Source organism: Streptomyces zingiberis, assembly GCF_012034935.1.
Taxonomy (GTDB): domain Bacteria; phylum Actinomycetota; class Actinomycetes; order Streptomycetales; family Streptomycetaceae; genus Streptomyces; species Streptomyces zingiberis.
Genome location: NZ_JAATEN010000004.1, coordinates 392,127 through 415,551 on the forward strand (window position 1 = coordinate 392,127; position 23,425 = coordinate 415,551).

A 23,425-nucleotide genomic window follows, 5' to 3' on the forward strand; every position below is an offset into this window, starting at 1 on the left:
CGGCCGTCCTCCGTCATCCGGAATCCGTGGGGGTGGGATCGGTGCTGAACGCCGTCGAGCGGCTGGTGGCCGCGGAGATCGGCCGGGGACTGGAGAGCGGCGTCCAGCTCTCGGTGTCCTGCGGCGGCCGGAGCGCGGAACTGGCCGCCGGGGAGAACGGGCTCGGGCACCCGATGACGCCCGGAACGGCCGTGCCGTGGACGTGCTCGGCGAAAACACTCGGAGCCCTGGCGTTCGCCGCCGCCTGGGAGGCCGGCGCGGTGGGCCTGGACACCCCGGTGGCGCGGATCCTGCCCGAGTACGCGGGAGGCGGCCGGGAGCGGGTGCGCGTCCGCCATCTGCTCACCCACACCACCGGCGTGCCCGACCCCGTCTGGGCCGCGGCGGCCGCCGCGGGCACCGGCCCGGTCACGCCCGGGGAGGCCGACGCCCTGGTGTGGGCGCTGATCCTCGACGCGCCCGTGCGGGCCCTCCCCGGCGCGGCGATGTCCTACAGCCCGGTGACGAACTGGTTCGTCCTGGACCGCCTCCTCGCCGAGCTCTACGGCGGTGGACCGGGGGAGAGCCACCGCCGGCTGTGCCGCCGGCTGGGACTGGCCGCGGACCTCGGCCTGCCGGAACTGCCGCCCCCCTCCCGCGCCGAACCGATCGCGGCACCCGGTCAGGAGACGGGGCTGGCCCGGATGCGGCTGGCGGCGTCACTGCCCCTCCCGGGCCTGGGGGTATGGGGTACCACCCGCGAACTGCGCCGGGTGGGCGAGGTACTGCTGACCGGGACCACCGCCGCGGGCGAGGTGCTGCTCAGCCGGGCCGCGCTCGAGGCCCTGACCACCACCCACTGGCCCGGCACCCGCCACCGGCAGGTCTCCGACACCGATTTCCCCTACGGACTGGGGGTGATGACCCAGCCGCTGCTGTTCGGGCGGCGCTGCTCCGCCCGCGTCTTCGGCCACGCCGGCGGCAACACCTCCACCCTGCTGATCGACCCCATGTTCGACCTGGTGGCCGCGGTGTACTGGAACGGGCGGCTGGACGACGTCACCACCTTCGCCCGCCGCTACGCCCTGGTCCGCGCGCTCTACGAGGACCTGGGCCTGGACCGGCTGCCCGTCCCGCCACCCACGACCGGCACCCCCGTCCCTGTACCGGCGCAGGTGTCCACGGCGGGGGCGGGCCGGTGAGCTGCCCGGCCACGTCCGCGGGCGGAGAGCGGTTCCCCGGGCCCACCCCCGTGGGCCACCTGCGCCACCTTCCCGGCCTGCTGGGCCTGGGCGGGCCCTACCGGACCCTGCTGGACCTGCACCGCCGCCACGGGCCGGTGTGCGCCGTGGGCTTCGGGCGCCACCGGTACACCCTGCTCTTCGGCACCGAGGCCAACCGGCTGGTGCTGGCCGATCCGCCCGCCCGCCCCCGCTTCCTCTCCGGCGAGGTCCTCGGCCTGCTGGTCCCGGTGGTCGGCGCCCGCGCGATGGTCGTCAGCGACGGTGAGGAACACCGCCGCCGCCGGGCGCTGGTCCAGCCGGCGTTCACCCACCGCCGGGTCCGCGCGCACCTGCCGCTGATGCTGGAGGAGATCCACCGCGTCCTTGCCCGGTGGCGGCCCGGGCAGCGCGTCGACGCCTTCACCGAACTGCGGGGCTGCATCCGCCGGATCGCCGTCCGCGCGCTGTTCGGCCCCCGTCTCCAGGCCCACACCGAGTCCATCGGCCGTGACCTGGAGACCGCCCTGCGCTACGTCAACCGCTCGCCCTTCCTCCGCTGCGACCGCGACCTGCCCGGTTCCGCCTTCCACCGGGCGATGGCCGCCCGCCGCCGCGTCGACGACCGCGTACGCGCCGAGATCGCCCACCGGCGTTCCGCGCCCGGGGACGAGGAGGACGTCCTGGACGCCCTGCTCTCGTCAGCCACACCCGCCGGTGACCGCCTCACCGACGGCGAGGTGCGCGACCAGGTCATCAGCCTGATCGCCTCGGGTTACGACTCCAGCAGCGCCGCGGCCGGCTGGGCGGTCCACGTGCTGGTCAACCGCCCGGACCTCTGGGAGCGCCTGGCGGACGAGGTGACCGCCGTCGCCGCCGGCCGGCCGCTGACCGCCTCTCACCTCGACGCCATGCCCTACCTGGACTGGACCATCAGCGAGCTGCTGCGCCTGTTCACCCCGGGCGTCCTCACCGGGCGGACGGCACGGGAGGAGATCACCTTCGTGGGGCACCGGATCCCGGCCGGCACCCGGCTGCTGCACTCCGCCTATGTCACCCACCGCCTTCCACGGGTGTGGGATGAACCGCTGGAGTTCCGCCCCGACCGGTGGAACCCGGCGCGGGCCGGCCACCGCCCTCCCCACCCGTACGCGTACATCCCCTTCGGCGGCGGGTACCGGCGCTGTGTCGGCGCGGCCTTCGCGGAGCTCGAACTGCGGGCACTGGTCGCCGAACTGGTCCGCTGCACCGAGCTGGCACCGGTACGCCGCACCGTGCGCCCCACCGGGGTGGCGACCATGTGGCCCCACGGCGGTGTCCCGGTGACAGTACGCGCGGTCCGCCCTCCACACCCCGCCCGCGGGACCTCCCGCGCGAGCTGACCCGGAGGCCGCCCCGGCGCGGCCCACCGCGACCACGAGGGCCACGGCCCGCACCGTTCCGGTCGGCCGCGCGTGACCTGTTCCGCACTCCCCAGGATGTGCTTGAAGGTGAAAGGATTCGATCCGTTCACACTTGAGCGAAGAGACGTGTGACCTCCAACGGTGCCGTCACACGCGGAGAGGATGAACATGCCGGCCTCCAGGGTGAAGCTCCGCACCACGGCCACCGCCGTGACCATGACTGCGGCTCTGCTGATCGGCTTCGGAGCCGGGACGGCGAACGCCGCCGACTGGCCTCCGCTCCAGGAGGGCGCCTACCTCTACTCGGGTGTCAGCGGAACGGGCACGGAGATCGAGGTCGACCTCGGCGACCTCGGCACATGCCACACACTGCCCCAGGCCGTCCGTTCCCTCCAGATCGCCAACGGTTCCGCCGCGGTCGAGCTGTACCAGGGTGGCGACTGCACGGGCGCCGCCTGGCGGTCCGGTTCGCTCACCCGGGCCAACCTGCCGCAGCCGGCCCTGAGCTACCGGGTGGTGCCGGCATAACCGGACAGCGGATGGGCGGAGGCCCGACCGGCAACCTCGGTTCCGCCACGGGGCGGCGACACCCAGCGCCGGGATACGCAACCCCCGCGGGCCACTCGCGCCCCCGGCCCGCCGCGCCGCTCACCCACCACCGTCATCGCACCGGCGCGGCGACGGGATCCTCCCCCACCGCCCGCCCCCATTCCTGCCCACACGGCCGACGGCCACCGCGCGACACGCCGACGCGTCTCCGACATCCGGTGCGATGGGGCCGGAGACGAGCGCGCCTCGGTGAACGTCCGTGCTCCGCGCGCTCTCGTCGGCGTTCGTCCGCACGTCCGGGAGGGGCATCGCCGTCGAACACCTGACGTCCTATCAGGTGCGACCATCCGGTTCGGTCGGTGAGTGGCAAGGTGCCGCTGCTGGTTCGTTTCCGACCGGGCGAACGGCTCTCGCCAGATCGCATGGGCACCCGCCGCACCACACGCGACCCGACAGCAGTGGGGCCGAGCCCCCTTTGCACCCGTCGGCCGATGGTTCTCCACGCGGCGCCACCCACCCGGCCCGAGTGAAACGAAGGGATAAAAACAGGGGTAAATGATGTTAGCGTGAGGTCCCGAGAGGAGACCGGTATGGCCACCGAGGAAGAGCTGTTCGCGTCGGTGGACGCGCTGCTGGAGGAGGAGCCTCAGCTCCCGGCTCCGGCGGAACGCGCCCGGTTGCGCGAGGCCGCCGGCATCACCCAGGCCCGCCTCGCGGCCGCGTTGAAGACCACGACGCAGACGGTGAAGAACTACGAGAACGGCCGCTCCGAGCCGAAGTCGCCGCGGCTGGAGGCATACCAGCGGCTGCTGAAGGGCTGGGCGGCGAAGTACCCCGCGCCCGGCAGCGCCTCGGCCAGGACGGGCCCGGCCGCCGCGCCGCAGCCACGGGTGCCGGCCGCGGCCGGCCCGGCCACGGAGCCCGCCGCGCCCGGCCCGGCCACCGTGCCGGCCGCGTCCGGCCCGGCCACCGTGCCGGCCGCGCCCGGTCCGGCCGCCGCGCCGCGGCCGGCTCCCGTGCCCCCGGCCGCTCCCGCGCGTCCGGCGGCCCGTCCGGCGACGGTGCCGCCACGGCGCCCGGTGGCGAGGAAGGCGGCACAGCCGGCCGCCGACCCGCGGTTCCCGCACGGCCCGCTCGCCGTGCTGGACGGTGACGGCTCCGCCTACGGCGTCGGCGGCATCGTGCTCGACTGCCCGGCGACCACCATCCCGGAACTGGTGGAGTGGACGCTCCGCGAATCCGGACTCGGCGCCGCGAAGCTGCACCGCTACGGCAAGGACAGCGACCCTCTGATCGTCCTCACGGCCGCGGCCGCGGTGAAACTCGGGCTGCCGGAACGCCTGGAGGGCCACGAACAGCGCCGCTCCCTGCGCCTGCCCGACGACCACCCGGCCGTCCAGCAGGTGACCAAGGCGGAGTGGCAGCTCACCCGGCGCGGATTCGGCCCGTGGGCGCGGATCTACCGCAAGGCCCAGGGCCGGGAACGGCAGTGCGTGCAGCTGGCGATCCTCTCCTGGGACGCCCTCGACCCCCGGTCCTGGCCCGGCGTCACGGAGATGGAGCCGGCCGACATCGCCCGCGTCCTCGGCACCTACGCGCAGCGGGTCATCACCCCCCGCGGCTCCACCGCCGTCTCCGGGCTGGAGCTGATGACGGCGCTGCGCCCGCCGACGAAAGCCGTGCAGGACCCGTCGACGGGGAACTGGGTGGCCGGACACAACCCCGGATCACTCGGCACCGAACCGGTGGACCCGGCCCCCCCGGAGGCCACACCGGAGCACCCCGTGGTCGTGAACTCCGGCTGGACGGGCGGATTCCTCGATGAGGAGGCCTACCAGTGGGTGCGCCCGGTCGACACCCTCACCGACGAGGAATGCCTGCTGCCCCACGCCGTCGGGCTGGACCTGAACACCGCGTTCCTCGCCGCCGCCTCCCGCCTCACCGTCGGACTGGCCGCCCCCGGCCACTTCCACGCCCCGGCCTTCAATCCGAAGATCCCCGGCTGCTGGCTGGTCGACCTCTCCCACATCGAGCAGGACCCGCGCCTGCCCAGCCCGTTCACCCCGGACGGCTCCCGCCCGGAGGGGCCCGCCTGGTACCAGACGCACACCGTCGCCTACGCCCAGGAACTCGGCCACGACGTTCACCCGATCGAGGCGTACCTGCGGCGGGAGACCGGCGCCTACCTGGACCCGTGGCACGACCGGCTCAAGACCGCGTACGTCGACACCCTCGCCGACCTCGGCGTGACCCGGGACCTCCCGGATGAGGAGTTCCTGGCGGCGATGGAAGGGCACCGGCAGGCCGACCCGGCCCTGGCCGCCGTGCTGGCCGCCGTGAAAGCCACCGTCAAGGGCGGCGTGGGCAAACTGCGGGAGCGTCCGCAGGGCCGCCACTACAAGGCGGGGGAGCGGTGGCCGGCGCTGGAACGGCCGACCTGGCGCCCCGACATCCGCGCCGCGGTCATCAGCAAGGCCCGGGTCAACATGCACCGCAAACTGCGCAACATGGCGGCCATGACGGGCCGCTACCCGCTCGCCGTGCTCTCCGACTGCGTCGTCTACCCGTCGCCCGGGCCGTCGCCGTGCGACTTCCTCCCCTACGCCGCGTCCGGCAAGCCCCAGCCCGGCGCGTTCCGCCTCGGCCCCACCCCGGGGCTGGCGAAGCTGGAGGGTGTCCAGTCGATGCTGTGGGCGGTCGACCTGATGGAGCAGGGATACAACCCCGCCCGGCACATCAAAGGCGGTGACGCCGTTCTGGACGACGGCGAATAGGCTCATGCCCGCCGCCGTGCGGCACGTCCTGCCGGAGTCCCTCCGCCACCCGGCCCGACGGGTAACCACCGGACCCGCGCCGGGCACGCGAGACCCGGCACACCCCGCCGCCCCCGCCCCCGCCCCCGCCCCCGTCCCCGTCCCCGTCCCCGAAGGGAACCGAACCGCACCGTGGGAGAGATCGAGGATGCCATCGAGCGCGCCGACCGGGAAGGATTCACCCGTCAGCCTCCCAAGACCCTCAAGGGCCAGATCAACTATCTGCTCAAGCAGATGAAGTCGGCGAAAGCCGTCGCCCGGGAACTCGGTGTCACGGCCGACTCCGTCAACCGCTACCGGCGCGGCGCGCGGAAGAACCCGCCCAAGGACATCAGTGCCAAGATCGACGCCGCCGTCCGGTCCCGCTGGCAGCCGCAGGTCCGCAGTCGCCGCCGGCGGCAGGCCGCCACCACCGGCGGGATCACCGTGGAGACCCGCGCCCGCTTCGGCTACACGGCCCCCATCGGCACCACCGATGACGGACGGTTCCGCCGCCTCACCGTCCACCTGCCCCCGGCCTATGCCCAGCGCCTGTTCGACGCCCGAGAAACGGGGGCCGACGACCGCCAGATGCGCCAGATCATCGCCGAGGGGATGAAGGAGACGTATTTCCAGGACGGCGGAAGTCGCGCCCTGGGCCTCTCGGACGTCGCCATCAACGACATCGACTATCTGGACCTGGACTACTGACCACAGCCGGCGCAGGGCACCTCGGCGGCCTGACAGGTGAGCCGAAGCAGGTAGTTGTCACAGAGGCAGTCTTGTTGTCACCCGCGCGTGCGGGCGTCGGAAGGTCTCACCCCTTGACGGCCTCTGCGATCTGCCGGGCGGCCTGGGCGGGGGTGAGGTGCGTGGTGTCGACGACCTCGGCCTCGGCGTGCAGCCACGTGCGGGCCGCCTCGGCGTACGGCTCGAGGTAGTGCAGACGGAACGGGGAGTCGGGGCCGAGAACGGTGTCCCCCGCGATGCGCGCGCGGAGGGTGGCCTGGTCGGCGTGGAGGACGAAGTGCCGGACCGGAATATCGTGACGGGCAAGGCCCGAGCTGATCTCGCGCCAGTACTGCTCGACCAGGACGGTCATGGGCATCACCACGGTTCCGCCGGTGTAGTCGAGGATGCGACGGGCGGTTTCGACCACGAGGGACCGCCATGGCGGCCAGTGCTGGAAGTTGTCCGTCGCGGGCAACCCAGGCTTGATGTCCATGAGCGTCTCGCCGACTTTCTCGGCGTCGAACACCCGTGAGTCCGGGATCAGCTGCTGGACGAGCGCGCTGGTCGTCGTCTTGCCCGCGCCGTGGGTGCCGTTGAGCCATACGATCATGGACTTGACGCTAGCGCCGCGTGGGCCACGTGGACAGGCAGAGCAGAAGATCTATCCGGCCTCGACCGGCGCAGCGACGCCATCGCGTCCAGGCCTGCGAAGGCGTGCTCGCGCCGGCACCGGCCACGGACAGTGGATCGGCCACGCCGACGAGATCAACCGCCGGATGCTGAGCTTCATGGACTCCGTCGACTGACAGCCCAAGCTTCCGCGGGCCCGGGGGACGGCTCGCGTCGCCACCGGAGCGGGCCTCCCCGCCGTGCGCCTTCCCGCGCCCCTGTGACGGCCGGGAGGCCGCTGCCCCTGCCTCCCGTCGCCCGGCGGCCCTCACCTCATCGTGGACGGGGGATTCATCCGGCCCGGCCCGCGACCGCCGGCTCCGCCATGAGCTCGGTGTTGATGACGGCCTCCACGAGGGTCTCGCCGACCGGTGTCAGCGTGACGGTGCCCGCCGCCTCGTCCATCTCCAGCAGTCCGCGGCGGCGCAGCGACTCGAATCCCTCCCGCCGCCCCGGAGCGAACAGGGAGGAGCCGGGGAAGCGCCTCCGGTGCACGTCCTCCCGGAGAGGCTGCAGCGTGGACAGCGCCATGTTGACCGCCCGTGACTCCTGGGCCTGCTCGGTGAACCCGGTGGCCGAGTCCAGCGGGATCCGGCCGGCCAGCACCGCCTCGCCGTACCGTTTCCAGTCGACCTGCGTCATCGCTTCGGAACGGCGGCAGCTGGAACTGCCGCCCAGACCGATGGCGACCTCCGGATGCTGCTGGTCCTGATCGGCCATGATGGACTTCCACTTCTCCGGACCGGCCCCGGGCCGGGCGAAGTACATGGTCGGGTGCTCCGTCCACCCGGCCCCGCGCAGCCCGCTGGTGAGGATCTCGCGCATCTGGTACTGCTCGCCGAGGGTGGGCCAGCGGTGCCCGCGTGATTCCAGGCGGGCCCGGTACCGCGGGAGCTGCCAGGCGGCCGGCTGTACCCCGGAGACGCCCGTCCTGGTGTCGCTGTAGTCACGCAGGTGCAGCTTGGTGCAGACCACGGCGGTCGGCTCGTGGGCCAGGACGGTCTCCAGGTCCCGCCGTACGCTGTCCAGGGACTGGTCCAGCAGACCGTACATCAGGTCCACACTGACCCAGTCGAAACCGGTGGCCTTGGCCCGGCGGATGAACTCCGTGCAGGCGTCCGCGGTGTGCTCGCGGCCGCTCAGGCGCAGCACGTGGTCGTCGAAGGACTGCACCCCACTGGAGACCTTGGTGCAGCCGAGGTCCGCCAGCAGCTCCAGCTTCTCCGGGGTGAAGGTGGTCGGATCGCCCTCGAACCGGACGGTCGTGTCCGGGCCGAAGGCGAAATTCTCCCGGTAGAAGTCCAGCAGCCGGCGGATCTGGTCGGCGGGCAGCAGCGACGGCGTCCCGCCGAACACGTTGAACTCGCCCACCGGCGCCGTCGCCAGATGGGGGAGCCTGCGCAGCCACAGCCGGGCCTCCCGGATGTTCCAGTCCACCCACTGTTCCGCCCGCCGGGCCACCGTCTCCTGCGGGCCCTTCACGATGACGACGGGGTACTGGCAGAACCGGCAGCGGTAGGAGCAGGTCGGAATGTACGCCCACAGATGGATGGGCGCGGTGGTGCGCAGCTGGTCGTCCAGGTCGTCGAGGAACCGCTCGGGGCCGTAGCCCTCGACGTTCCCGGGGAAGACATGGGCCCCGAAGGGGTCCTCCTGCACGTAGTCCAGCAGATGCCGGTTCTCGGGCGCGGCCAGGACGCCGACCGCCTCCGGGACCGGTGCGGCCGGATCCACGGCCAGGAGAGACGCGAGCGCGGGGTCGGACATCAGAAGACACCTCCGTTGCCGAAGTAGTCGTGGGCCTCGCCGGATTCCCGGTCCTCGCAGTAGTAGGCGACGAACTCCCGGAACCGCTCACGGGGGACGTCGGCCAGGCAGTCCGGCAGCGGCGGCGGATGGCCGATGTCCTCCCCGACCGTCGCCCGCAAGCGCTCGAACAGCGCGTCGGCGAACTCGAAGTAGAGGCGGAACGACGGCGTCTTGTAGCGGTGGATGGGGGTGAAGTCCAGGATGCGCATCTCCTCGACGATCTCGCCGATGCGCTGCCGCAGGGCGCCGGCGAGTGACGGGCCGAAGAAGTCCCGTACCGGCCCGCTGCCGAGCAGATCCGGTTCGAGCAGCACGGGCAGCAGGAGGTTCTTCGGGACGAAGTCCTTGATGGAGAACTCCCAGGCACGGCGCGCCTCCTCCGCGGTGAGGTCCCGGACGGGCGTGGCCACCTGGCCGTCGGACCCCGGACGGATGTCCCGCATGACGATGGTGCCGCCCGAACCGTAGGCCTTCCCCTCGATCACCTCCTCGAGCGCGTGGTCCACCCGGCGCGGGTTGATCTCCACACGCGAGTCCGGGGCGTAGACCCGGCTGCCGCCCAGCGCCGACACCTTGATGCCGAAGTCCCAGTCGTCGGAGAGGTGGTTGACGAAGCGGCCGCCCTCCAGCTGGTAGAAGATCTCGATGCCGCCCGCCCGGTCGTGCGCTTCCCGCTCGACGGCGAACCCCTTCCCGTCGGGGAATCCCCCGAAGAGGGAGAAGGCCACGGCCCGGCAGCGCAGGGTACGCGAGATCGCGTCCCACAGCCGGGGCCGGCCCGCGAAGTGCTCCGCGCGGTAGAAGTAGTCACACACGCCGAGGTCCGCTCCGCTCGCGTCCATCGCCTCCAGGAGGGACGACAGCCACCGGGGGTCGACCTGGCAGTCGGCGTCCGCGGAGACCAGGTAGAACCGTTCGCCGGCGGCGGACGCCGGACCGCCGGGCCGGCCCGCGCTGCGCTCGGCGGCGAACAGCATGCCGGTGCGGCGGGCGCAGGAGACGCCCTGCTCGGGTTCGTGGACGATGTGCAGGGAGAGGTCCGGATGGTCGTCCGCGAAACGTTTCGCCAGCGCCACCGTGTCGTCGGAGGAGTTGTTGTCCACCACGACGATCTCGTACAGCTCCGGGTCGAGCCGCCCGTCCCGGCCGCGCTGCCCGTGCAGCGACTCCAGGACGGCGGTCAGATTGGCCGCCTCGTTGTACACCGGGAGGATCACGCTCATCCGGGTCCTGAGGCCCATCGGGGTGAGGACGAGGCGTTCGAGCAGGCCCTCCGCGGTCGACCGGCCGAAGTGGCGCTCGCCCAGCCGGTGGTTGTGCTCGGCGGTGCGGGCCCGCAGGTCGTCGTCGTTCAGCAACTGTGCCACCTCGTTCACGAACGCGGGGGTCGGCAGGTCGTCATGGAGGACGGGCGCGCGGAAGCCCTTGTCCCCGTAGACCGTTGGGTACAGCTCATAGCCACTGCTGATGTAGGGGACCTCGGCGGCGATCGACTCGCCGATCGGATTCCCGTAGCTGTCGTAGTCGTAGGAGGTCAGGAACGACACCAGGTCGGCGTGGGCCAGCAGATCGCGGACGGAGTAGCCATGGCCGGCGGAGGCGCCGATGGCGTCGGGGTCGGGTACGAGCCAGCCGCCGAAGACGGTCCGGTCCGCGACCCCGAGGTCGTCGGCCAGCGCGGTCAGCCTCCGGTACTCGCGCGGGTCCTCACCCGTGTCACCGGCCACGAAAAGGTACACGTCCATGGTCTCGGCGAGCTGGGCGAGCAGGTGGATGTCGCGGTCTATGCGTTTCTGCGGGATGATCCGGGTCGTGCGCGCGATCAGCCGGGCTCCCTCCGGTATCCCGTGGTCCGCGCGGAAGGACGCGTTCTGCGGGCCGACCGTCGCCGGTCGGTGGGGGAACGCGTTCGGCAGTACGTCGATGTGCCGCACGTGCGGTGCCCAGGCGCGGGTGAGGGCCTTCGCCTGCTCGTGCAGCGCCAGGTACCGGACATGGACGGAGTCCAGGAGCGGTGGAACGTTCGGGTACGGGGCCCTGCCGTACTTGCCCGTTCCCGGCTCGCTCTGCCACATCAGGTCGTGGTCCCGCCACAGCACATAGCGGCCCAGGTGGTGCCGGGCGCCGTAACGGACGATCGCCTTCTGCAGGGCGTGGGTGAACATGATGTTCTCCGGCAGCGTGCCGTTCTCCACCAGCACCCGGGTCACCCCGAGCGACTCCCAGAGCGACAGCAGCCGATCGCACAGGGCCTCGGCGATCCGTTCCACCTGAGGCAGCAGCCGCAGGTCGCCCTTCTCCACCACTTCCTGGAGGACCGAGGTGGCCAGGGACGCGTCGTAACCGTCGACGGCGGCGACATCCGGTAACCGCGAGAGCCGGACCCAGGGCGGCAGCAACAGCGCCTCGTCACGGTAGGGGAGGAAGAACCTCCCCTTGTCCGCCTTGATGTCGTAGCCGAGGTCGAGATGCACCTCGTAACCCCGGTCATGGAAGTGCCGGGCGGTCTTCACGAACTCGACGACCACTCCGGACAGAGGCGTCGCGTCGAAGGACACGCCCCACAGGACCGCCATCTTGCCTCCCTGCCCCCGGCTGTCCCGGCCGGGGTTCCCCGGCTAACTACCCGACGCCGGGCCGAACGATGCGGAATCGTGCGGACCGCAACCATGTCCGCCCCCGGCAAGCCTGCGGATCGACCGCGGGCGGCGAGAACCTGCAAGGCCTGCGGAGACTCCTTCCGTGTCGGCATCCCGCTGTCAGACGGGTGGCCAGTTCCGCAGCGCCGCGTCGGCCACCTGCCGGAGTTCGGAGCGGGTGGCGCCGTCGACAGCCTGGACGGCGATGCCGTTCGCCACGGTCATGAGGTATCGGGCGAGCAGTTCCGGGTCCGTGCCGGGGGGCAGATCACCCTCGTCGACGGCCCGCTGGAAGCGGTGGCGGAGGTGAGCGCGGCCGTCGGCGCGCCAGGCGATCAGGGCCTCCTGGGCCACGCGTCCGGGCTCGCCGGCGGCCAGCGAGCCCTGCACGCCCAGGCACCCCGCGGGGCAGCCGGGGCGGGTGGTCGTGCTGACCGAGCCGGCGAGGAACGCCGTGGCCACCTCCCGTGCGCTCGGCTTCTCCAGCGCGCGGGCCGCATAGGCGGCGGGACCTTCGGTATAGCGCTCCAGGGCCTTGCGGAACAGTTCCTCCTTGTTGCCGAAGGCCGCGTACATGCTCTTGCGGGTGATGCCCATGGCGCGCGTCAGGTCGGTCAGGCTGGCGCCTTCGTAGCCCTGCTCCCAGAAGACCAGCATCGCCTGCTCCAGGGCCTCGTCGGCGTCGAAGCCTCTCGGCCGGCCGATCGGCGCTCCACGGGTGATCTCCATGCCCCCATCCTACGACCTTGATACCGATCGGTGCAGAAGTGCTACGGTTACTTCTGCACCGATCGGTATCTAAGTTTCGGGAGTTCACGTTATGGGACAGCTGGAAGGCAAGACCGCCGTCGTCACCGGCGGGAGCACAGGAATCGGCTTGGCCACGGCCGCGCGGCTGGCATCCGAGGGCGCTCATGTGTTCATCACCGGGCGGCGCAAGGACGCGCTCGACAGGGCGGTCGAGTCGATCGGTTCCACGGTCACCGCGGTGCAGGGCGACGTATCGGACCCGGCCGACCTGGACCGGCTGTACGACGCGATCCGTGACCGGGGCCGGGGACTGGACGTGCTCTTCGCCAACGCGGGCACGGCCACGCTCGCACCGTTGGCACAGGCCACCGGGGAACAGTTCGACCAGAACTTCGGCGTCAACGTCCGCGGCACACTGCTCACCGTGCAGAAGGCGCTGCCGCTGCTCAACGACGGCGCCTCGGTGATCTTCAACGACTCCATTCGCGCCGACGACGGCCGGGAGGCCTTCGGCCTGTACGCGGCGTCGAAGGCCGCGACCCGGTCCCTCGCGCGGACCTGGGCCAACGAGCTGAAGGGCCGGGGCATCCGGGTCAACACGGTCGCGCCGGGCTCGATCGACACCCCCGGAGTCGACATGCTCCTCGGCGAGGAGAACGCGGCCGCCGCCAAGGCGGAACTCGCGGCGGGAGTGCCGATCGGCCGCACAGGGCGGCCGGAGGAGGTCGCCGCCGCGGTGGCCTTCCTCGCCTCCGCCGACAGCAGCTTCGTGCTCGGCACCACCCTGCACGTCAACGGCGGCGAGAACCAGTTCTGATCCCGCCCCGCGGAGTCCCGGACCGTCGCGGGCGACGCCTCGCCCGCGACGGTCCGCCTGGCCGACACGAGCATTCGCGCAACGCGCCTGGACCGGACCGGACATGATGCGAAGGACCCTGGGGAAGATCGCCGATCGCTCCGGACCGCTCGGGCCGCTCATCCACACCGATCCGGAGGATCGGCCGGCAGAAAACTTCGGCGGCACGGTCACCGTGCACTTCGGTCCCGATGTGGACTCGTACCTGCTGCTCCCGGCGATCCCGGCTGCGTGAGCAGGCGTCGCGGACGGGGCTGAGCGCACAGCGAGTGGCGGCTGTGGTTGGCTGTGCTTCTCCTGCTCGTGCGGTCCGTGGGGTTCGAACAGAGGCCTGGTACGGGTGAGTCTGCGGTGTGGCTACCCTGAAGAAGGGGGGCCTCGGTGGCTCACGGGTGCCGGGTCCAGTGAGAGGCAAGTGGCACTGTTGCCGAAGCGTCACGTGCTCACGGTTGCCGGATCCACTCCGTCGCGCCTGGGGGTGACTGCCTCGCCCACAGGCTCGGGAACGCAGCCGACCGGCCGGGGCACCGGGCCCGGCGCGGCTCGGACATGAGCGGTGCCGAGTTGGCCCTCGTAGGAGATCTCTGCTGCCGGTGCCGGGATGGCCGGCGGGCCGGGCGGGTGCCGGGGGTGAGATGTGCCAGGGCCTCTGCTCTCCAAGGGATCGACACGATCTCCCTGAGAGAGCAGAGGCCCTCAGGACGCCGTCGGCCGCACCACCGCCGTCGGTGGTGGTGCGGAACCGGCCTGCTCATCCCGACCGCCGCGATCGCGGCCAGACCGAACCGCCGGCCTGGAAGGAGAAGGACCACGCCCTGGGCCGTAAGTTCGCCGCCCGTGTCGAGGAGGCTCTTCCCCGCATGGAAAGCAGCAAGGTGCTGCACGACTGCCGCCCGGGAGGCGAGGCCGTCCACCGCGCCAGGCTCGGCATTGGTCGACCGTACAACCTCACCTTCACCAGCCGGCCGGCAAAGGAGCAGGTCAGCCAAGCCTCGCGAGATCATTTATCGGACAACCTGATGGGAGAACGTGTATGGGGATTACCTGGGATGAGTACCGAGAGCACGACGCAGTCGGATGGGCCGGGCTGGTGAAGTCCGGAGCGGTGAGCCCGGGTGAACTACTCGAGGCGGCGATGGCCCGTGCCGACGACGTCGAGCCGACGATCAACGCGATCCGCCACCGACTCGACGACGACGCCCGTGCCCGCGCTCGCGGCCCGCTGTCGGGGCCGTTCGCCGGCGTCCCCTTCTTGGTCAAGGACCTGGGTCAGCACCTCGCCGGGGTACCGACCGGCAGCGGGAATCGATCGCTGGCACGCTTCCCGCGCCAGGAGACGTCCACGGTGGTACAGCGTTGGCTCGATGCCGGTCTGATCGTGTTCGGCCGGACCGCGACCCCCGAGTTCGGCGCTCGGGCGATAACCGAGCCGGTCGCGGGGGGCCCGACCCGCAACCCCTGGGACCCGGAGCGGACGCCCGGGGGCAGCTCCGGCGGGTCCGCGGCAGCCGTCGCGGCCGGAGTCGTCCCGGTCGCGGGCGGGAACGACGGCGGGGGCTCCATCCGGATCCCGGCCGCGGCCTGCGGGCTGTTCGGGCTCAAACCGGGGCGGGGCGTCATCCCGTCCGGGCCGGACGTCGACGAGCTCTTCCATGGCGCCGCGGTACAGGGCGTGCTGTCACGCACGGTCCGTGACTCCGCCGCGATGCTCGACGTCATGTCCGGCTCCGCGCCGGAGGTCCCCTACCGGGTGGCTCCGGCGGAGCGTCCGTACGCCGATGCCGTCGTCGACGACCCACGCCCGATGCGGATCGGGCTGACCACGGAGTCCCCGCTTGGCGGGCCCGTTGACCCGCAGGCCGCCGCCGCGGTTCGGGACGCGGCGGAGTTGCTCACCGGACTTGGACACACCGTGGAGGAATCCGCTCCGGTCATCGACGGGCAGCGCCTGGCCACCGACTTCCTCACGACCTGGTTCGCGATGGTCGCCGCCGAGGTCACGGCCGCACGGGAGTTCACCGGCTGTGCCGAGGGCGACTTCGAGATCGAAACCCGCATCATGGCTGCGATCGGACGGGGCCTTCCGGCGCCACGATATCTAGCCGCGCAGGCGCGCTGGCACCTGCACACCCGGGCTCTGGCCGCCTTCCACGAGCGCTACGACATGCTGCTCACTCCGACCACCGCACGGCCGGCGTGGCCGATCGGCGAGTTCGATCTCGTCCTACCGGTCCGGCTCGCCGCACGGGGGCTGCTGGCTGCCCGGGTCGGCGGCGTGCTGGGGCGGATGAACCTCGTCGAGAAGCTGGCTGTCGCGAACCTTGAGCCCGCGCCCTTCACCCAGCTGGCGAACGTGACCGGGCGCCCGGCGTCCTCGGTGCCGCTCTCCAGGACGTCGAGTGGGCTGCCGCTCGGCATCCAGTTCGTCGGGCGCCCGGGTTCCGAGCCCGAGCTGCTGGCACTGGCCGCGCAGTTGGAGCGGGCACGGCCCTGGGCGCATCTCTGGCCGTCGTTGCCCGATACGCAGTCCACGCCCTGACACCTCTGAGGACATGTGACCTATGACTACTCTTTTCTCACGCATTATCAGTGGCGAGCTGCCCGGACACTTCGTCTGGCAGGATCCGGAGATCGTCGCTTTTCTGTCCATCGCTCCCTTGCGGCCTGGCCACACCCTTGTGGTGCCGCGGCGCGAGGTCGACCGGTGGACGGACGCCGACGGGGCCCTTCTGACGCGTTGCTTCGAGGTGGCCCAGGCCGTGGGGCAAGGGGTGCAGCGCGCGTGGAACGCGCCGCGCGCCGGCCTCGTCATCGCAGGCTTCGAGGTACCGCACCTGCACATCCATGTCGCACCGGTGTGGGACATGTCCGACTTCGATTTCAGCAAGGCCAAGGAGGAGGACCAGTCAGCTTTGGCTGAAGCGGCGGCACGCCTCCGGACCGCCCTGCTGGAACTCGGTTATGAACAAGCACGGGACCTTGGCCCCGGAGTGTGAACAGGCACTCGCGCGACCGCCCATCGGCCCGGCCGAGCCGGAATCCGAACGTCCTCGGCCCGGCCCGGTGATCACCATGCCGACCTGAGAGCCAGACCAGACGTGATTCTGCCGTAGCGGCACAGTGCTGGCCGAGAACCATGAGCCGGAGCCCTCGGGAGCTCGCCGAGCACACCGGCACCCGCCTGCGGGCGCTGCGGCGCTGCGACGAGGTCGGGCTGCCGGCGGTGGATCTCCGTGCTCAGTCCGCCGCCGGACCGGCCGATGGCGTGGTCGGCCGGCTCTCCGGCCGGGGCCCCTTGTGCGGGCCCCGGCCGCGTGCCGGTGGGCCCGCACGATCGCGGAGTCACCGAGCCGGCCCAGTTCAGGTCCGATTCCGCGTCGGCCTGGGCCACCAGGGCGGTGAACACTCGCTCCCCAGGTGCCGTCGACGACGGTACCTGCCCGCTACGGCGCTGCCATGCTCCGGGAGGTCGGTGGTCGAGCGGCCTGCACGGGTACGTGCGCCAACGGCCATGTCCCCTCCTGCCTCCGCGGCTGAGCTCGTCGGAGTCCGCTGCTCAGCGGAGACCGCTTACTCCTGCCGGCCGGCGGCGCTCCCGTCCGGCTCCGCGGCCTCGTCGGTGTGGACGGGGTCGCCCACGGCGCCCCCGGTGGCCGTGCGGACCGCGTCCGCGACGAAGGCGAAATTCTCGTCGCCGAGCTTCTGTGGATCGGTGCCGTCCAGAAGGCCGGCTCCGACGTACTCGTTGACGACGCGCAGGGCGGCCGCAGCGGCCGCGGCGTGTAGACGTACCTGTAGGTCGTCGGGCTCGAGTCCGAGCCGAGCCGCGATGACCGCGGCCAGTTCGTGTTCCACTTGGTCGCAGGCCATCAGCCAGGCCGTGCGCAGGGCCGGTTCGGTCTCGGCCAATCGAATCATCTTGACGCCCAGCCCGGCGTCGGCCTGCCCGGACGGGCTGATCTCGCTGACCAGCCGCTGCGCCTCCGTGGCGAAGTGCTCTTCCAGGGAGCGGTGCAGCGGCCAGCTGCGCAGGTTGGCCAGTTCCCACTCGACGCTCTGCGCCACGACCGGCTCGGCGCAGCTCTCCTTGCTGCGGAAATGACGCCAGATGGTGCGCGTCGACAGACCTACCGCCTCGGCGATCTGGTCACCGCTCGTGCGGGCGACGCCCTGCGCCCAGAAGAGACGTGCCGCCTCCCGCGAGATCTCCAGACGTACGCGACGGCGCCGCTGCTGGCTCATCCCGCCACGGCCGCGTCCGGTCGAGGCCACGTCCTCAGTCATCTTTCGGCCACCCTTCCACCAGCGTCATCACTCAGTGCCATAGTGGCATTAAATGACATTAGCGTTCGCGAGGTGAACGGGCCCGGCATCTGGGCTGGTCGCGGCCATCGTGAAGGGTGTCCCATGGTCCGCGCATGAAGGCACGACTGGACGCCCTTCCGGTGGCACTGCACGGGCCCATGGGTGACTGCCTGCACCTTGTGGTCGCACCGGGTCGGCCCCTGAGGGCTCGCGAAGGCCGAGGTGCAGGGCCTGCTCCTCGCCTCGGGTCCTGCCCGGCACCCCTCGGTCGGTCACTGGAGTCGCTTGGTGTCTGCCCAGGCGGGGAGCCCGTTCCGGGCCTTGCCGGGAAGGTTCGAACCTCCGGCGGCGAGCGACTCGGCGGCCGTCTCGTATGGCCGGACCGGCACCCGCTCGCGCCAGGCCTCCTGGCTCGAAGGTGTCGCGAGATCTCGAAGGTCGCCGGAATCCGCTTGCCAATGTCTGTCACTTAGTGACACTGTTGCCGGGTGGCAGAAGGGGCCGGCTCTGTGCAAGGCCGGCTTGCGCAGCGAGTGATCCCCTCTCGAGCCCGTCCGCACCCGAGCTCCGGAGTACCGCATGAGGAAACGACCAGCCGCCACCGTTGCGGCCCTGTTCACGGTCTGCACCCTGACCGGCAGCCTCATGTGGGCGGCCAACGCCGCTCCGGATCAGGCAGCCGACGGCGACCGAACACAGAGGGCGGTCGTCGCCACCGCCACCGATGCGGTCACGCACGAGGAGAACGAACGGGTCCCGGAAGGGGCGCGCTGGACTCAGCACTACTTCCCCTCCTCGGACGGCTCCCGGACCGAGCTGCACGCCGATGTTCTGCTTCCGGTGGAACTCCCCGAGGGCGCGAAGGTGCCGGTCATCCTGTCGGCCGGTGCGTACTTCGGCCACTCGGGGGAGATGGAGGTCGAGGAAGAGCGCGCCGGCCCCTCGGGGCGCTTCCAGGACCTGCTGGAGGGGGCCGACCTCTTCGACAAGGGCTACGCCTTCGTCATGGTGGACCTCCGAGGCTTCGGCGGCTCCACCGGGTGTCTTGACCTCGGCGGGCCGGGAGACCAGGCGGACGTCAAGGCGGCGATTGACTGGAGTGCGAGGCAGCCCTGGTCCACAGGGGCGGTCGGGATGTACGGAAAATCCCTCGATGCCTACACCGGTCTCCTCGGCAACAACGTGAAGCATGACGCGCTGAAAGCCGTGGTCGCCCAGGAGCCCATCTGGGACCTGTACCAGCAGCTCCACTCCAACGGCGTGCCGCGCCCGAACAGCGTCCAGCTGCCCACCAGCTACAACCGCATTGCCGGCCTGCCTCAGCTGCCGGACGAGGACGAGCGGTACCGTGCCAACGCCGGGTACGAGAAGAAGCACCCCGAATGCCTGGCGCTCAACTCCTTCGGCCCCTCCATCGGTGACCCGGAGGACCGGTACTGGAAGGAACGCAGCCCGGCAGGGAACGCGAAGGGTACCGACACTCCGCTTCTGTTCACCCAAGGCACCGCCGAGACCAACACCTTGCCCGTGGGGATGGAAGAGTTCCTCGACAACCACCGCGGTCCGCAGCGGGCGTGGATCGGTCCCTGGGATGACGTACGCGGCAATGAGCTCACGCAGGACGGCAAGTACGCGATGGGCCGCGCGACCTGGTTCAAGGAGACGCTCTCCTTCTTCGACGAGCACTTCAAGGGCATCGACCCGAAGATCCAGTTCCCGGACTACGCCGTCCAGGACAATCTGGGCACCTGGCGCGCGGAGACGTCCTGGCCTACCCCGAACCGCTCCGCGAACCTCCGTCTCGGTAACGGCTCGTACGTGGACAGCGGGGCGGGTTCGCAGCCGCCACCCCCGGAAGAGGAATCCGGTCGTGGCGCCGGGAGCTTCTTCGTCTGGTCCCAGCCTCTCGAGACGGCCACCCGGGTCACCGGCACGCCCCGCATCACGATGACAGCGAAGGGCGAGGGGAACGTCATGGTCAAGCTGTACGACGTGGGCGCCGACGGCAACGCTGTCGCATTCGACGAACGGGTCTCCCGGCTGGACCGGGACCGGCTGGACATCGACCTGAAGTCGACCGACTGGACCCTGCGCGCCGGCCACCGCCTCGCCGTGGAGATCGGGTCGGTGCGGACCGGCGATTGGCTCGACACCCCCTCCAAGCAGAGGATCCGGATCAGCGGCGCCCGTCTCCAGCTGCCCCTGGACAACCCGGCGGAAGACGACGCCACCAGCGGCGACCGGGCGCCGTGGCTCGACACCTTCATGCAGATCAACGCGGCGAAGCTGAAGCCCGCCGCGGCCACGTTCACGGTCCCCTCGGTTCGTGGGCGGAGCTGAGGAATCCCCACACCACCGGACATCCTCGCCGCGTCGGCTCACACGCCGGAGCACGGCCGCAGCCCACCGGCCGGCGCACACGAAAGGATGGACACGGGCTTCTCCTCAGTTCGCCGAAGTGAGGAGAAGCCCGTCCATCGGCCCACCATCCCCGGAGACCTTCGGAGGCCGAACTGGTCCAGCCGCTCGGTGGCCGATCACCGGGCACGGAGTTCCTGGACCTCAACGGTGAAGACCCCACCACCTCGGCCACGTGGTGAGAATCAGCGACCAACGCCTCGAATCGCCGTGAGCGACAGGAGAGACGGTTCGTGTCACCGTCGAGACCGTTATCGCAGGCGCGCTTCGGGCACCTGGAGCGTCCGGCCCGGGGCCGGTCATCGAGCTGAGCGAAAAGACCGGCGAGGCGTCTGACCGCGACGCGGTTCTGGACGGTCGCGACACCGCACTCTCGTCTCTGACATGGCCGACGGCACGATGCGGCCCACGATCCCGCACCCGGGTTCGGTCATCGCCCGCGCCTGGAGTTCCGGTCGTCGGAGGGAGGGGCGAGGCCGGACCGGAGAAGGTCGAGGTAGTTGTCGATCGCGGCGGCCTGCCGCTCCGGCGGGTGCTCGCTGACGGCGTGGATCAGTCCGCACAGGAGCTTGAGCAGGTTCTCGCCGGTGAGGGCAGGGGCAGGGCGGACGCGGGCGAGCAGGTGGGAGGTGATGCCGACCAGCTCCCCCTTGGCCTGGTGCAGAGAGTCCGTCTCGTCGGACCCGGTGATCAGGACGTCGGTGAGGCCCGGTCGCGCCAGGGCCGCCAGGAGCGCCGTGCGGAGAAAGTCGAGGAGCGCTCTGCCGGGATCGGTGTGTCCGTCGGCTACGGCCGCCGCATCGATGAGCTCCCGGACCGTCTCTTCCAGGACGGATTCCAGCATGACCCGCTGCGTGGGGAAGACCCGGTAGACCGTCCCGACCCCCACGCCGGCCCTGCGTGCGAGCTCGTTGAGGGTGAGGGCGCTCTCCCCGCCGATGACGGCGGTGCGTGCTTCTTCGAAGATCCTCTGCCTGTTGCGTGCGGCGTCCGACCTCACGGTCCCTCCTTCGGCACTGTGTGGATAACTTATCAGGTTGGTGTTACGGTGAAGTGGATAGCCAATCCACTTAGCTGCGTCAGGAGCAGTCGTGACCATTGTGTTCATTCATGGAGTACCGGAGACGCCCTCCGTCTGGAACGACGTCATGGGGCGGATCGACCGCCCCGCCACGACCCTGCGGCTTCCCGGATTCGGCGGTCCGCGCCCAGCTCACCTGGACGGAAAGGAGGCCTACGCCCACTGGCTGGCGAACGAGCTGCGTGCCCTCGGCGAGCCTGTCGATCTCGTGGGCCACGACTGGGGCGCGCACCTGGTGATGCGAATCGTCTCCGCCTACGACGTCCCGGTACGCAGCTGGGTGTCCGACGTCGCACACGGCTGGCACCCCGACTATCAGTGGCACGAGGCGGCCACCCTCTTCCAGAAGAGCCCGGAGGGCGAGGAACTGCTCGCGTCGCTGCGCAGTGGAGCGCCCGGCAGCCCCACCTTCGGGGACTTCCTCCGCCCCCGGGGGATGAGCGCCGAACTGGCGACGGAAGTCGACACCGTCCACGACGAGGAGATGAGCGCCGCCATCCTGACGCTCTACCGCTCGGCCTGGCCCAACTTCTACACCGACTGGGGGAAGGACTTCGACCACCCCGCTCACGCGCCGGGGCTCGTCCTGGTCCCGACCGGCGATCCGATGGCACAGCCCGCGATGGACCTGGACGTGGCCACGCGAGTCGGAGCACAGGCAGTGGAACTGCAGGACCTCACCCACTACTGGATGCTCCAGGATCCGGATCGGGGTGCGGAGGTCCTCACCCGATTCTGGGACTCCCGGCCCGAGTGACGTCGGTCCCGGTGGACGACGTACTCGCGGTGACGAGGTGACTCGCGTGTGCGGCCGGCCACGTTGGGGGTGCCTCGTCGCGAGATGTTCATCCGCCGGCTTTCCGGACCACGCCACTCTCGGTTGTTGGCGTCGCCTGAATCGTGGTTCTGGCTCATTTTCCGTGCCACCGCCACGGACGGTCACCGAAACTACGATCACGAACGGAACGATGGGTGCCACGTTCCTCCTCGACCTGTTGTTCCACCAGGTCGACGGCGTCCAGGGTGAACAGGTCGTCGCCGATGCCGCATCGGCTCTGGTGAAAGCGCGGGAACGCGGCGGGTCAGGCCGTGAGTCGCGTCGTAGGAACCAGCGGCGAGACGGGACCGGTCGCCGGCGGGTTCGTCGGGGCAGGGGAGAACGGGACCACGGTGACGGGGCGGCGGGCGGCGGTAGGTTCGGCCCATGGCACCGCCCGACGCGCCGGCGCCTGGGCACCTCGCCGGATCCGTGATCCGGAGTTGCACCGTCAGGCCATTCTGCGGGCTGCGGGCTGCGGCGTGCGCTTTCGCGGAGCGGGATTATCACCGGGCCACGTTGCGCGATATTGCGGGTCGGGCGGGTGTCGTCCACGGCTCGGTACTGCGCCACTTCGGCAGCAAGGAGAGGTTGTTCCTGTCCGCGGTGCCTGGCACCCGTGATGTCGACGCACCCCCCGAGAACGTCTCCGGCGGCATGCACCTGTGGCAACTGGGCTTCTACCACCAGCCCCGACGCGATCGACGAATACGTGCGCTGCTACTCCATTCCCGGCGGCATCCGCGCGATGCTCTCGATCTACCGGGCGATGCTCCTCGACGCCGAACAGAACCGGCAGGCCGCACAGAAGAAGCTGGACATCCCGGTGCTGGCGCTCGGCGGATCCGCGTTCATCGGCGACCGCAACGAGTCCCAGATGCGGCTCCTGGCCCACGACGTCACCGGATACGTCTTCGACGCCGGTCACGACCTCGCCGAGGAAGTACCGGACGAGATGGCCGAGGTGATGGTGCCTGGTACCAAACTTTACACAGTCAAAATCCATGATGCATCCCCTCTGAGACTCATCCCAGGTGGAGGCCGATACCCCATCGAATGCTGCCCGCGCACGGTCGTAGAGTATGCCGACGGGGTACCGGTGAACGCGAGTCGAGGGTTTCGAGAACGGGGGAGGGGTTCGGGTGGAGCGCAGCGGAACCCGTCACTACGGCGAGGCCGGCACCACTCGGCCAAACCTAACGGCCCGTCACTTTTGTTGCGAAGGCGACGGTTGAGATTCCCAAGCCCCACACAGGCCCCGCGCACGATGCGCACCCTCCCGGCCAGCGGGGACACTCGCGCAAGCGCGAGTGTCCCCAATTCGCGCTTGCGCGAATTGCTCTGCTTTTCTGAATTCCGCTTGCGGAATTTCATTCCCGCGCTTGCGCGGGAATATGCGTGCCGCT

Annotated in this window: 18 protein-coding genes and 1 pseudogene; 13 read left to right on the plus strand and 6 right to left on the minus strand. The window is 70.8% G+C overall.

The annotated features are described in order from the left end of the window. Window positions 1-41: 41 nt before the first annotated feature. The 5 genes from HCK00_RS07690 (at window position 42) to tpg (ending at window position 6,654) form a co-directional block, all read left to right on the plus strand. Window positions 42-1,181 (plus strand): serine hydrolase domain-containing protein, encoded by a 1,140-nt coding sequence (locus HCK00_RS07690; protein WP_168101013.1) that lies wholly within the window; start codon window positions 42-44, stop codon window positions 1,179-1,181. Further along, window positions 1,178-2,581, plus strand: a complete 1,404-nt coding sequence (locus tag HCK00_RS07695; protein ID WP_168101014.1) for a cytochrome P450 — start codon at window positions 1,178-1,180, stop codon at window positions 2,579-2,581. The genes HCK00_RS07690 and HCK00_RS07695 overlap by 4 nt, the downstream gene beginning before the upstream one ends. Window positions 2,582-2,770: 189 nt before the next feature. After that, the gene (locus tag HCK00_RS07700) at window positions 2,771-3,130 is read left to right on the plus strand and encodes a hypothetical protein (RefSeq protein ID WP_240965326.1); all 360 of its coding nucleotides are present in this window, start codon (window positions 2,771-2,773) and stop codon (window positions 3,128-3,130) included. Window positions 3,131-3,741: 611 nt separating this feature from the next. Next, the gene (gene tap / locus HCK00_RS07705) at window positions 3,742-5,925 is read left to right on the plus strand and encodes a telomere-associated protein Tap (RefSeq protein WP_168101016.1); all 2,184 of its coding nucleotides are present in this window, start codon (window positions 3,742-3,744) and stop codon (window positions 5,923-5,925) included. A gap of 171 nt (window positions 5,926-6,096) precedes the next feature. Continuing rightward, entirely contained in the window at window positions 6,097-6,654 is a 558-nt protein-coding gene (gene tpg, locus HCK00_RS07710) for a telomere-protecting terminal protein Tpg (RefSeq protein ID WP_168101017.1), read from the plus strand. A gap of 106 nt (window positions 6,655-6,760) precedes the next feature. On the opposite strand, the gene HCK00_RS07715 is transcribed toward tpg, so the two are convergent. From HCK00_RS07715 to HCK00_RS07730, 4 genes are all read right to left on the minus strand, one after another. After that, window positions 6,761-7,285 carry a P-loop nucleotide/nucleoside kinase family protein gene (locus tag HCK00_RS07715; RefSeq protein WP_168101018.1) on the minus strand — a complete coding sequence of 175 codons (525 nt, stop codon included), beginning with the start codon at window positions 7,283-7,285 and terminating at the stop codon, window positions 6,761-6,763. A 350-nt stretch (window positions 7,286-7,635) separates the two neighbouring features. Further along, window positions 7,636-9,111, minus strand: a complete 1,476-nt coding sequence (locus HCK00_RS07720) for a radical SAM protein (protein ID WP_168101019.1) — start codon at window positions 9,109-9,111, stop codon at window positions 7,636-7,638. Then, window positions 9,111-11,729 (minus strand): glycosyltransferase, encoded by a 2,619-nt coding sequence (locus HCK00_RS07725; RefSeq protein ID WP_168101020.1) that lies wholly within the window; start codon window positions 11,727-11,729, stop codon window positions 9,111-9,113. Before HCK00_RS07725 ends, HCK00_RS07720 begins: the two co-directional genes overlap by 1 nt. A gap of 183 nt (window positions 11,730-11,912) precedes the next feature. Beyond that, window positions 11,913-12,521: a TetR/AcrR family transcriptional regulator gene (locus tag HCK00_RS07730; protein ID WP_168101021.1), complete on the minus strand. Its 609-nt coding sequence runs from the start codon at window positions 12,519-12,521 to the stop codon at window positions 11,913-11,915. A gap of 91 nt (window positions 12,522-12,612) precedes the next feature. Between HCK00_RS07730 and HCK00_RS07735 the strand changes: the two genes are divergently transcribed. From HCK00_RS07735 to HCK00_RS07755, 5 genes are all read left to right on the plus strand, one after another. Further along, window positions 12,613-13,359 (plus strand): SDR family NAD(P)-dependent oxidoreductase, encoded by a 747-nt coding sequence (locus HCK00_RS07735; protein ID WP_168101022.1) that lies wholly within the window; start codon window positions 12,613-12,615, stop codon window positions 13,357-13,359. Between the two features lie 103 nt (window positions 13,360-13,462). Beyond that, the gene (locus HCK00_RS07740; RefSeq protein ID WP_168101023.1) at window positions 13,463-13,633 is read left to right on the plus strand and encodes a hypothetical protein; all 171 of its coding nucleotides are present in this window, start codon (window positions 13,463-13,465) and stop codon (window positions 13,631-13,633) included. Window positions 13,634-14,258: 625 nt separating this feature from the next. Then, window positions 14,259-14,492 (plus strand): hypothetical protein, encoded by a 234-nt coding sequence (locus HCK00_RS26860; protein ID WP_206320034.1) that lies wholly within the window; start codon window positions 14,259-14,261, stop codon window positions 14,490-14,492. Continuing rightward, window positions 14,489-15,937, plus strand: a complete 1,449-nt coding sequence (locus HCK00_RS07750) for an amidase (protein ID WP_311765192.1) — start codon at window positions 14,489-14,491, stop codon at window positions 15,935-15,937. The genes HCK00_RS26860 and HCK00_RS07750 overlap by 4 nt, the downstream gene beginning before the upstream one ends. Before the next feature lie 22 nt (window positions 15,938-15,959). After that, window positions 15,960-16,394, plus strand: a complete 435-nt coding sequence (locus tag HCK00_RS07755; RefSeq protein ID WP_168101025.1) for an HIT family protein — start codon at window positions 15,960-15,962, stop codon at window positions 16,392-16,394. 574 nt (window positions 16,395-16,968) lie between these two features. On the opposite strand, the gene HCK00_RS07760 is transcribed toward HCK00_RS07755, so the two are convergent. Further along, window positions 16,969-17,682 carry a TetR/AcrR family transcriptional regulator gene (locus tag HCK00_RS07760; protein ID WP_168101026.1) on the minus strand — a complete coding sequence of 238 codons (714 nt, stop codon included), beginning with the start codon at window positions 17,680-17,682 and terminating at the stop codon, window positions 16,969-16,971. Between the two features lie 600 nt (window positions 17,683-18,282). Between HCK00_RS07760 and HCK00_RS07765 the strand changes: the two genes are divergently transcribed. Beyond that, entirely contained in the window at window positions 18,283-20,043 is a 1,761-nt protein-coding gene (locus tag HCK00_RS07765) for a CocE/NonD family hydrolase (protein ID WP_168101027.1), read from the plus strand. Between the two features lie 508 nt (window positions 20,044-20,551). Here HCK00_RS07765 and HCK00_RS07770 read toward each other — a convergent pair. Beyond that, window positions 20,552-21,121 carry a TetR/AcrR family transcriptional regulator gene (locus tag HCK00_RS07770; RefSeq protein ID WP_311765193.1) on the minus strand — a complete coding sequence of 190 codons (570 nt, stop codon included), beginning with the start codon at window positions 21,119-21,121 and terminating at the stop codon, window positions 20,552-20,554. A 91-nt stretch (window positions 21,122-21,212) separates the two neighbouring features. On the opposite strand from HCK00_RS07770, the gene HCK00_RS07775 reads away from it, so the two are divergent. Together HCK00_RS07775 and HCK00_RS28690 are read left to right on the plus strand one after the other, a co-directional pair. Beyond that, entirely contained in the window at window positions 21,213-21,959 is a 747-nt protein-coding gene (locus HCK00_RS07775) for an alpha/beta fold hydrolase (protein WP_168101028.1), read from the plus strand. Window positions 21,960-22,406: 447 nt separating this feature from the next. Next, window positions 22,407-22,995: pseudogene (locus HCK00_RS28690) on the plus strand (helix-turn-helix domain-containing protein); the annotation flags it as partial. Window positions 22,996-23,425 lie beyond the last annotated feature (430 nt).

Bases quoted from the DNA above. Each gene is read 5' to 3' on its own strand.
- HCK00_RS07700 (WP_240965326.1), top strand. From the start codon at position 2,771: ATGCCGGCCTCCAGGGTGAAGCTCCGCACCACGGCCACCGCCGTGACC.
- tap (WP_168101016.1), top strand. From the start codon at position 3,742: ATGGCCACCGAGGAAGAGCTGTTCGCGTCGGTGGACGCGCTGCTGGAG.
- HCK00_RS07715 (WP_168101018.1), bottom strand. From the start codon at position 7,285: ATGATCGTATGGCTCAACGGCACCCACGGCGCGGGCAAGACGACGACC.
- HCK00_RS07720 (WP_168101019.1), bottom strand. From the start codon at position 9,111: ATGTCCGACCCCGCGCTCGCGTCTCTCCTGGCCGTGGATCCGGCCGCA.
- HCK00_RS07725 (WP_168101020.1), bottom strand. From the start codon at position 11,729: ATGGCGGTCCTGTGGGGCGTGTCCTTCGACGCGACGCCTCTGTCCGGA.
- HCK00_RS07730 (WP_168101021.1), bottom strand. From the start codon at position 12,521: ATGGAGATCACCCGTGGAGCGCCGATCGGCCGGCCGAGAGGCTTCGAC.
- HCK00_RS07735 (WP_168101022.1), top strand. From the start codon at position 12,613: ATGGGACAGCTGGAAGGCAAGACCGCCGTCGTCACCGGCGGGAGCACA.
- HCK00_RS07740 (WP_168101023.1), top strand. From the start codon at position 13,463: ATGATGCGAAGGACCCTGGGGAAGATCGCCGATCGCTCCGGACCGCTC.
- HCK00_RS26860 (WP_206320034.1), top strand. From the start codon at position 14,259: ATGGAAAGCAGCAAGGTGCTGCACGACTGCCGCCCGGGAGGCGAGGCC.
- HCK00_RS07755 (WP_168101025.1), top strand. From the start codon at position 15,960: ATGACTACTCTTTTCTCACGCATTATCAGTGGCGAGCTGCCCGGACAC.
- HCK00_RS07760 (WP_168101026.1), bottom strand. From the start codon at position 17,682: ATGACTGAGGACGTGGCCTCGACCGGACGCGGCCGTGGCGGGATGAGC.
- HCK00_RS07765 (WP_168101027.1), top strand. From the start codon at position 18,283: ATGAGGAAACGACCAGCCGCCACCGTTGCGGCCCTGTTCACGGTCTGC.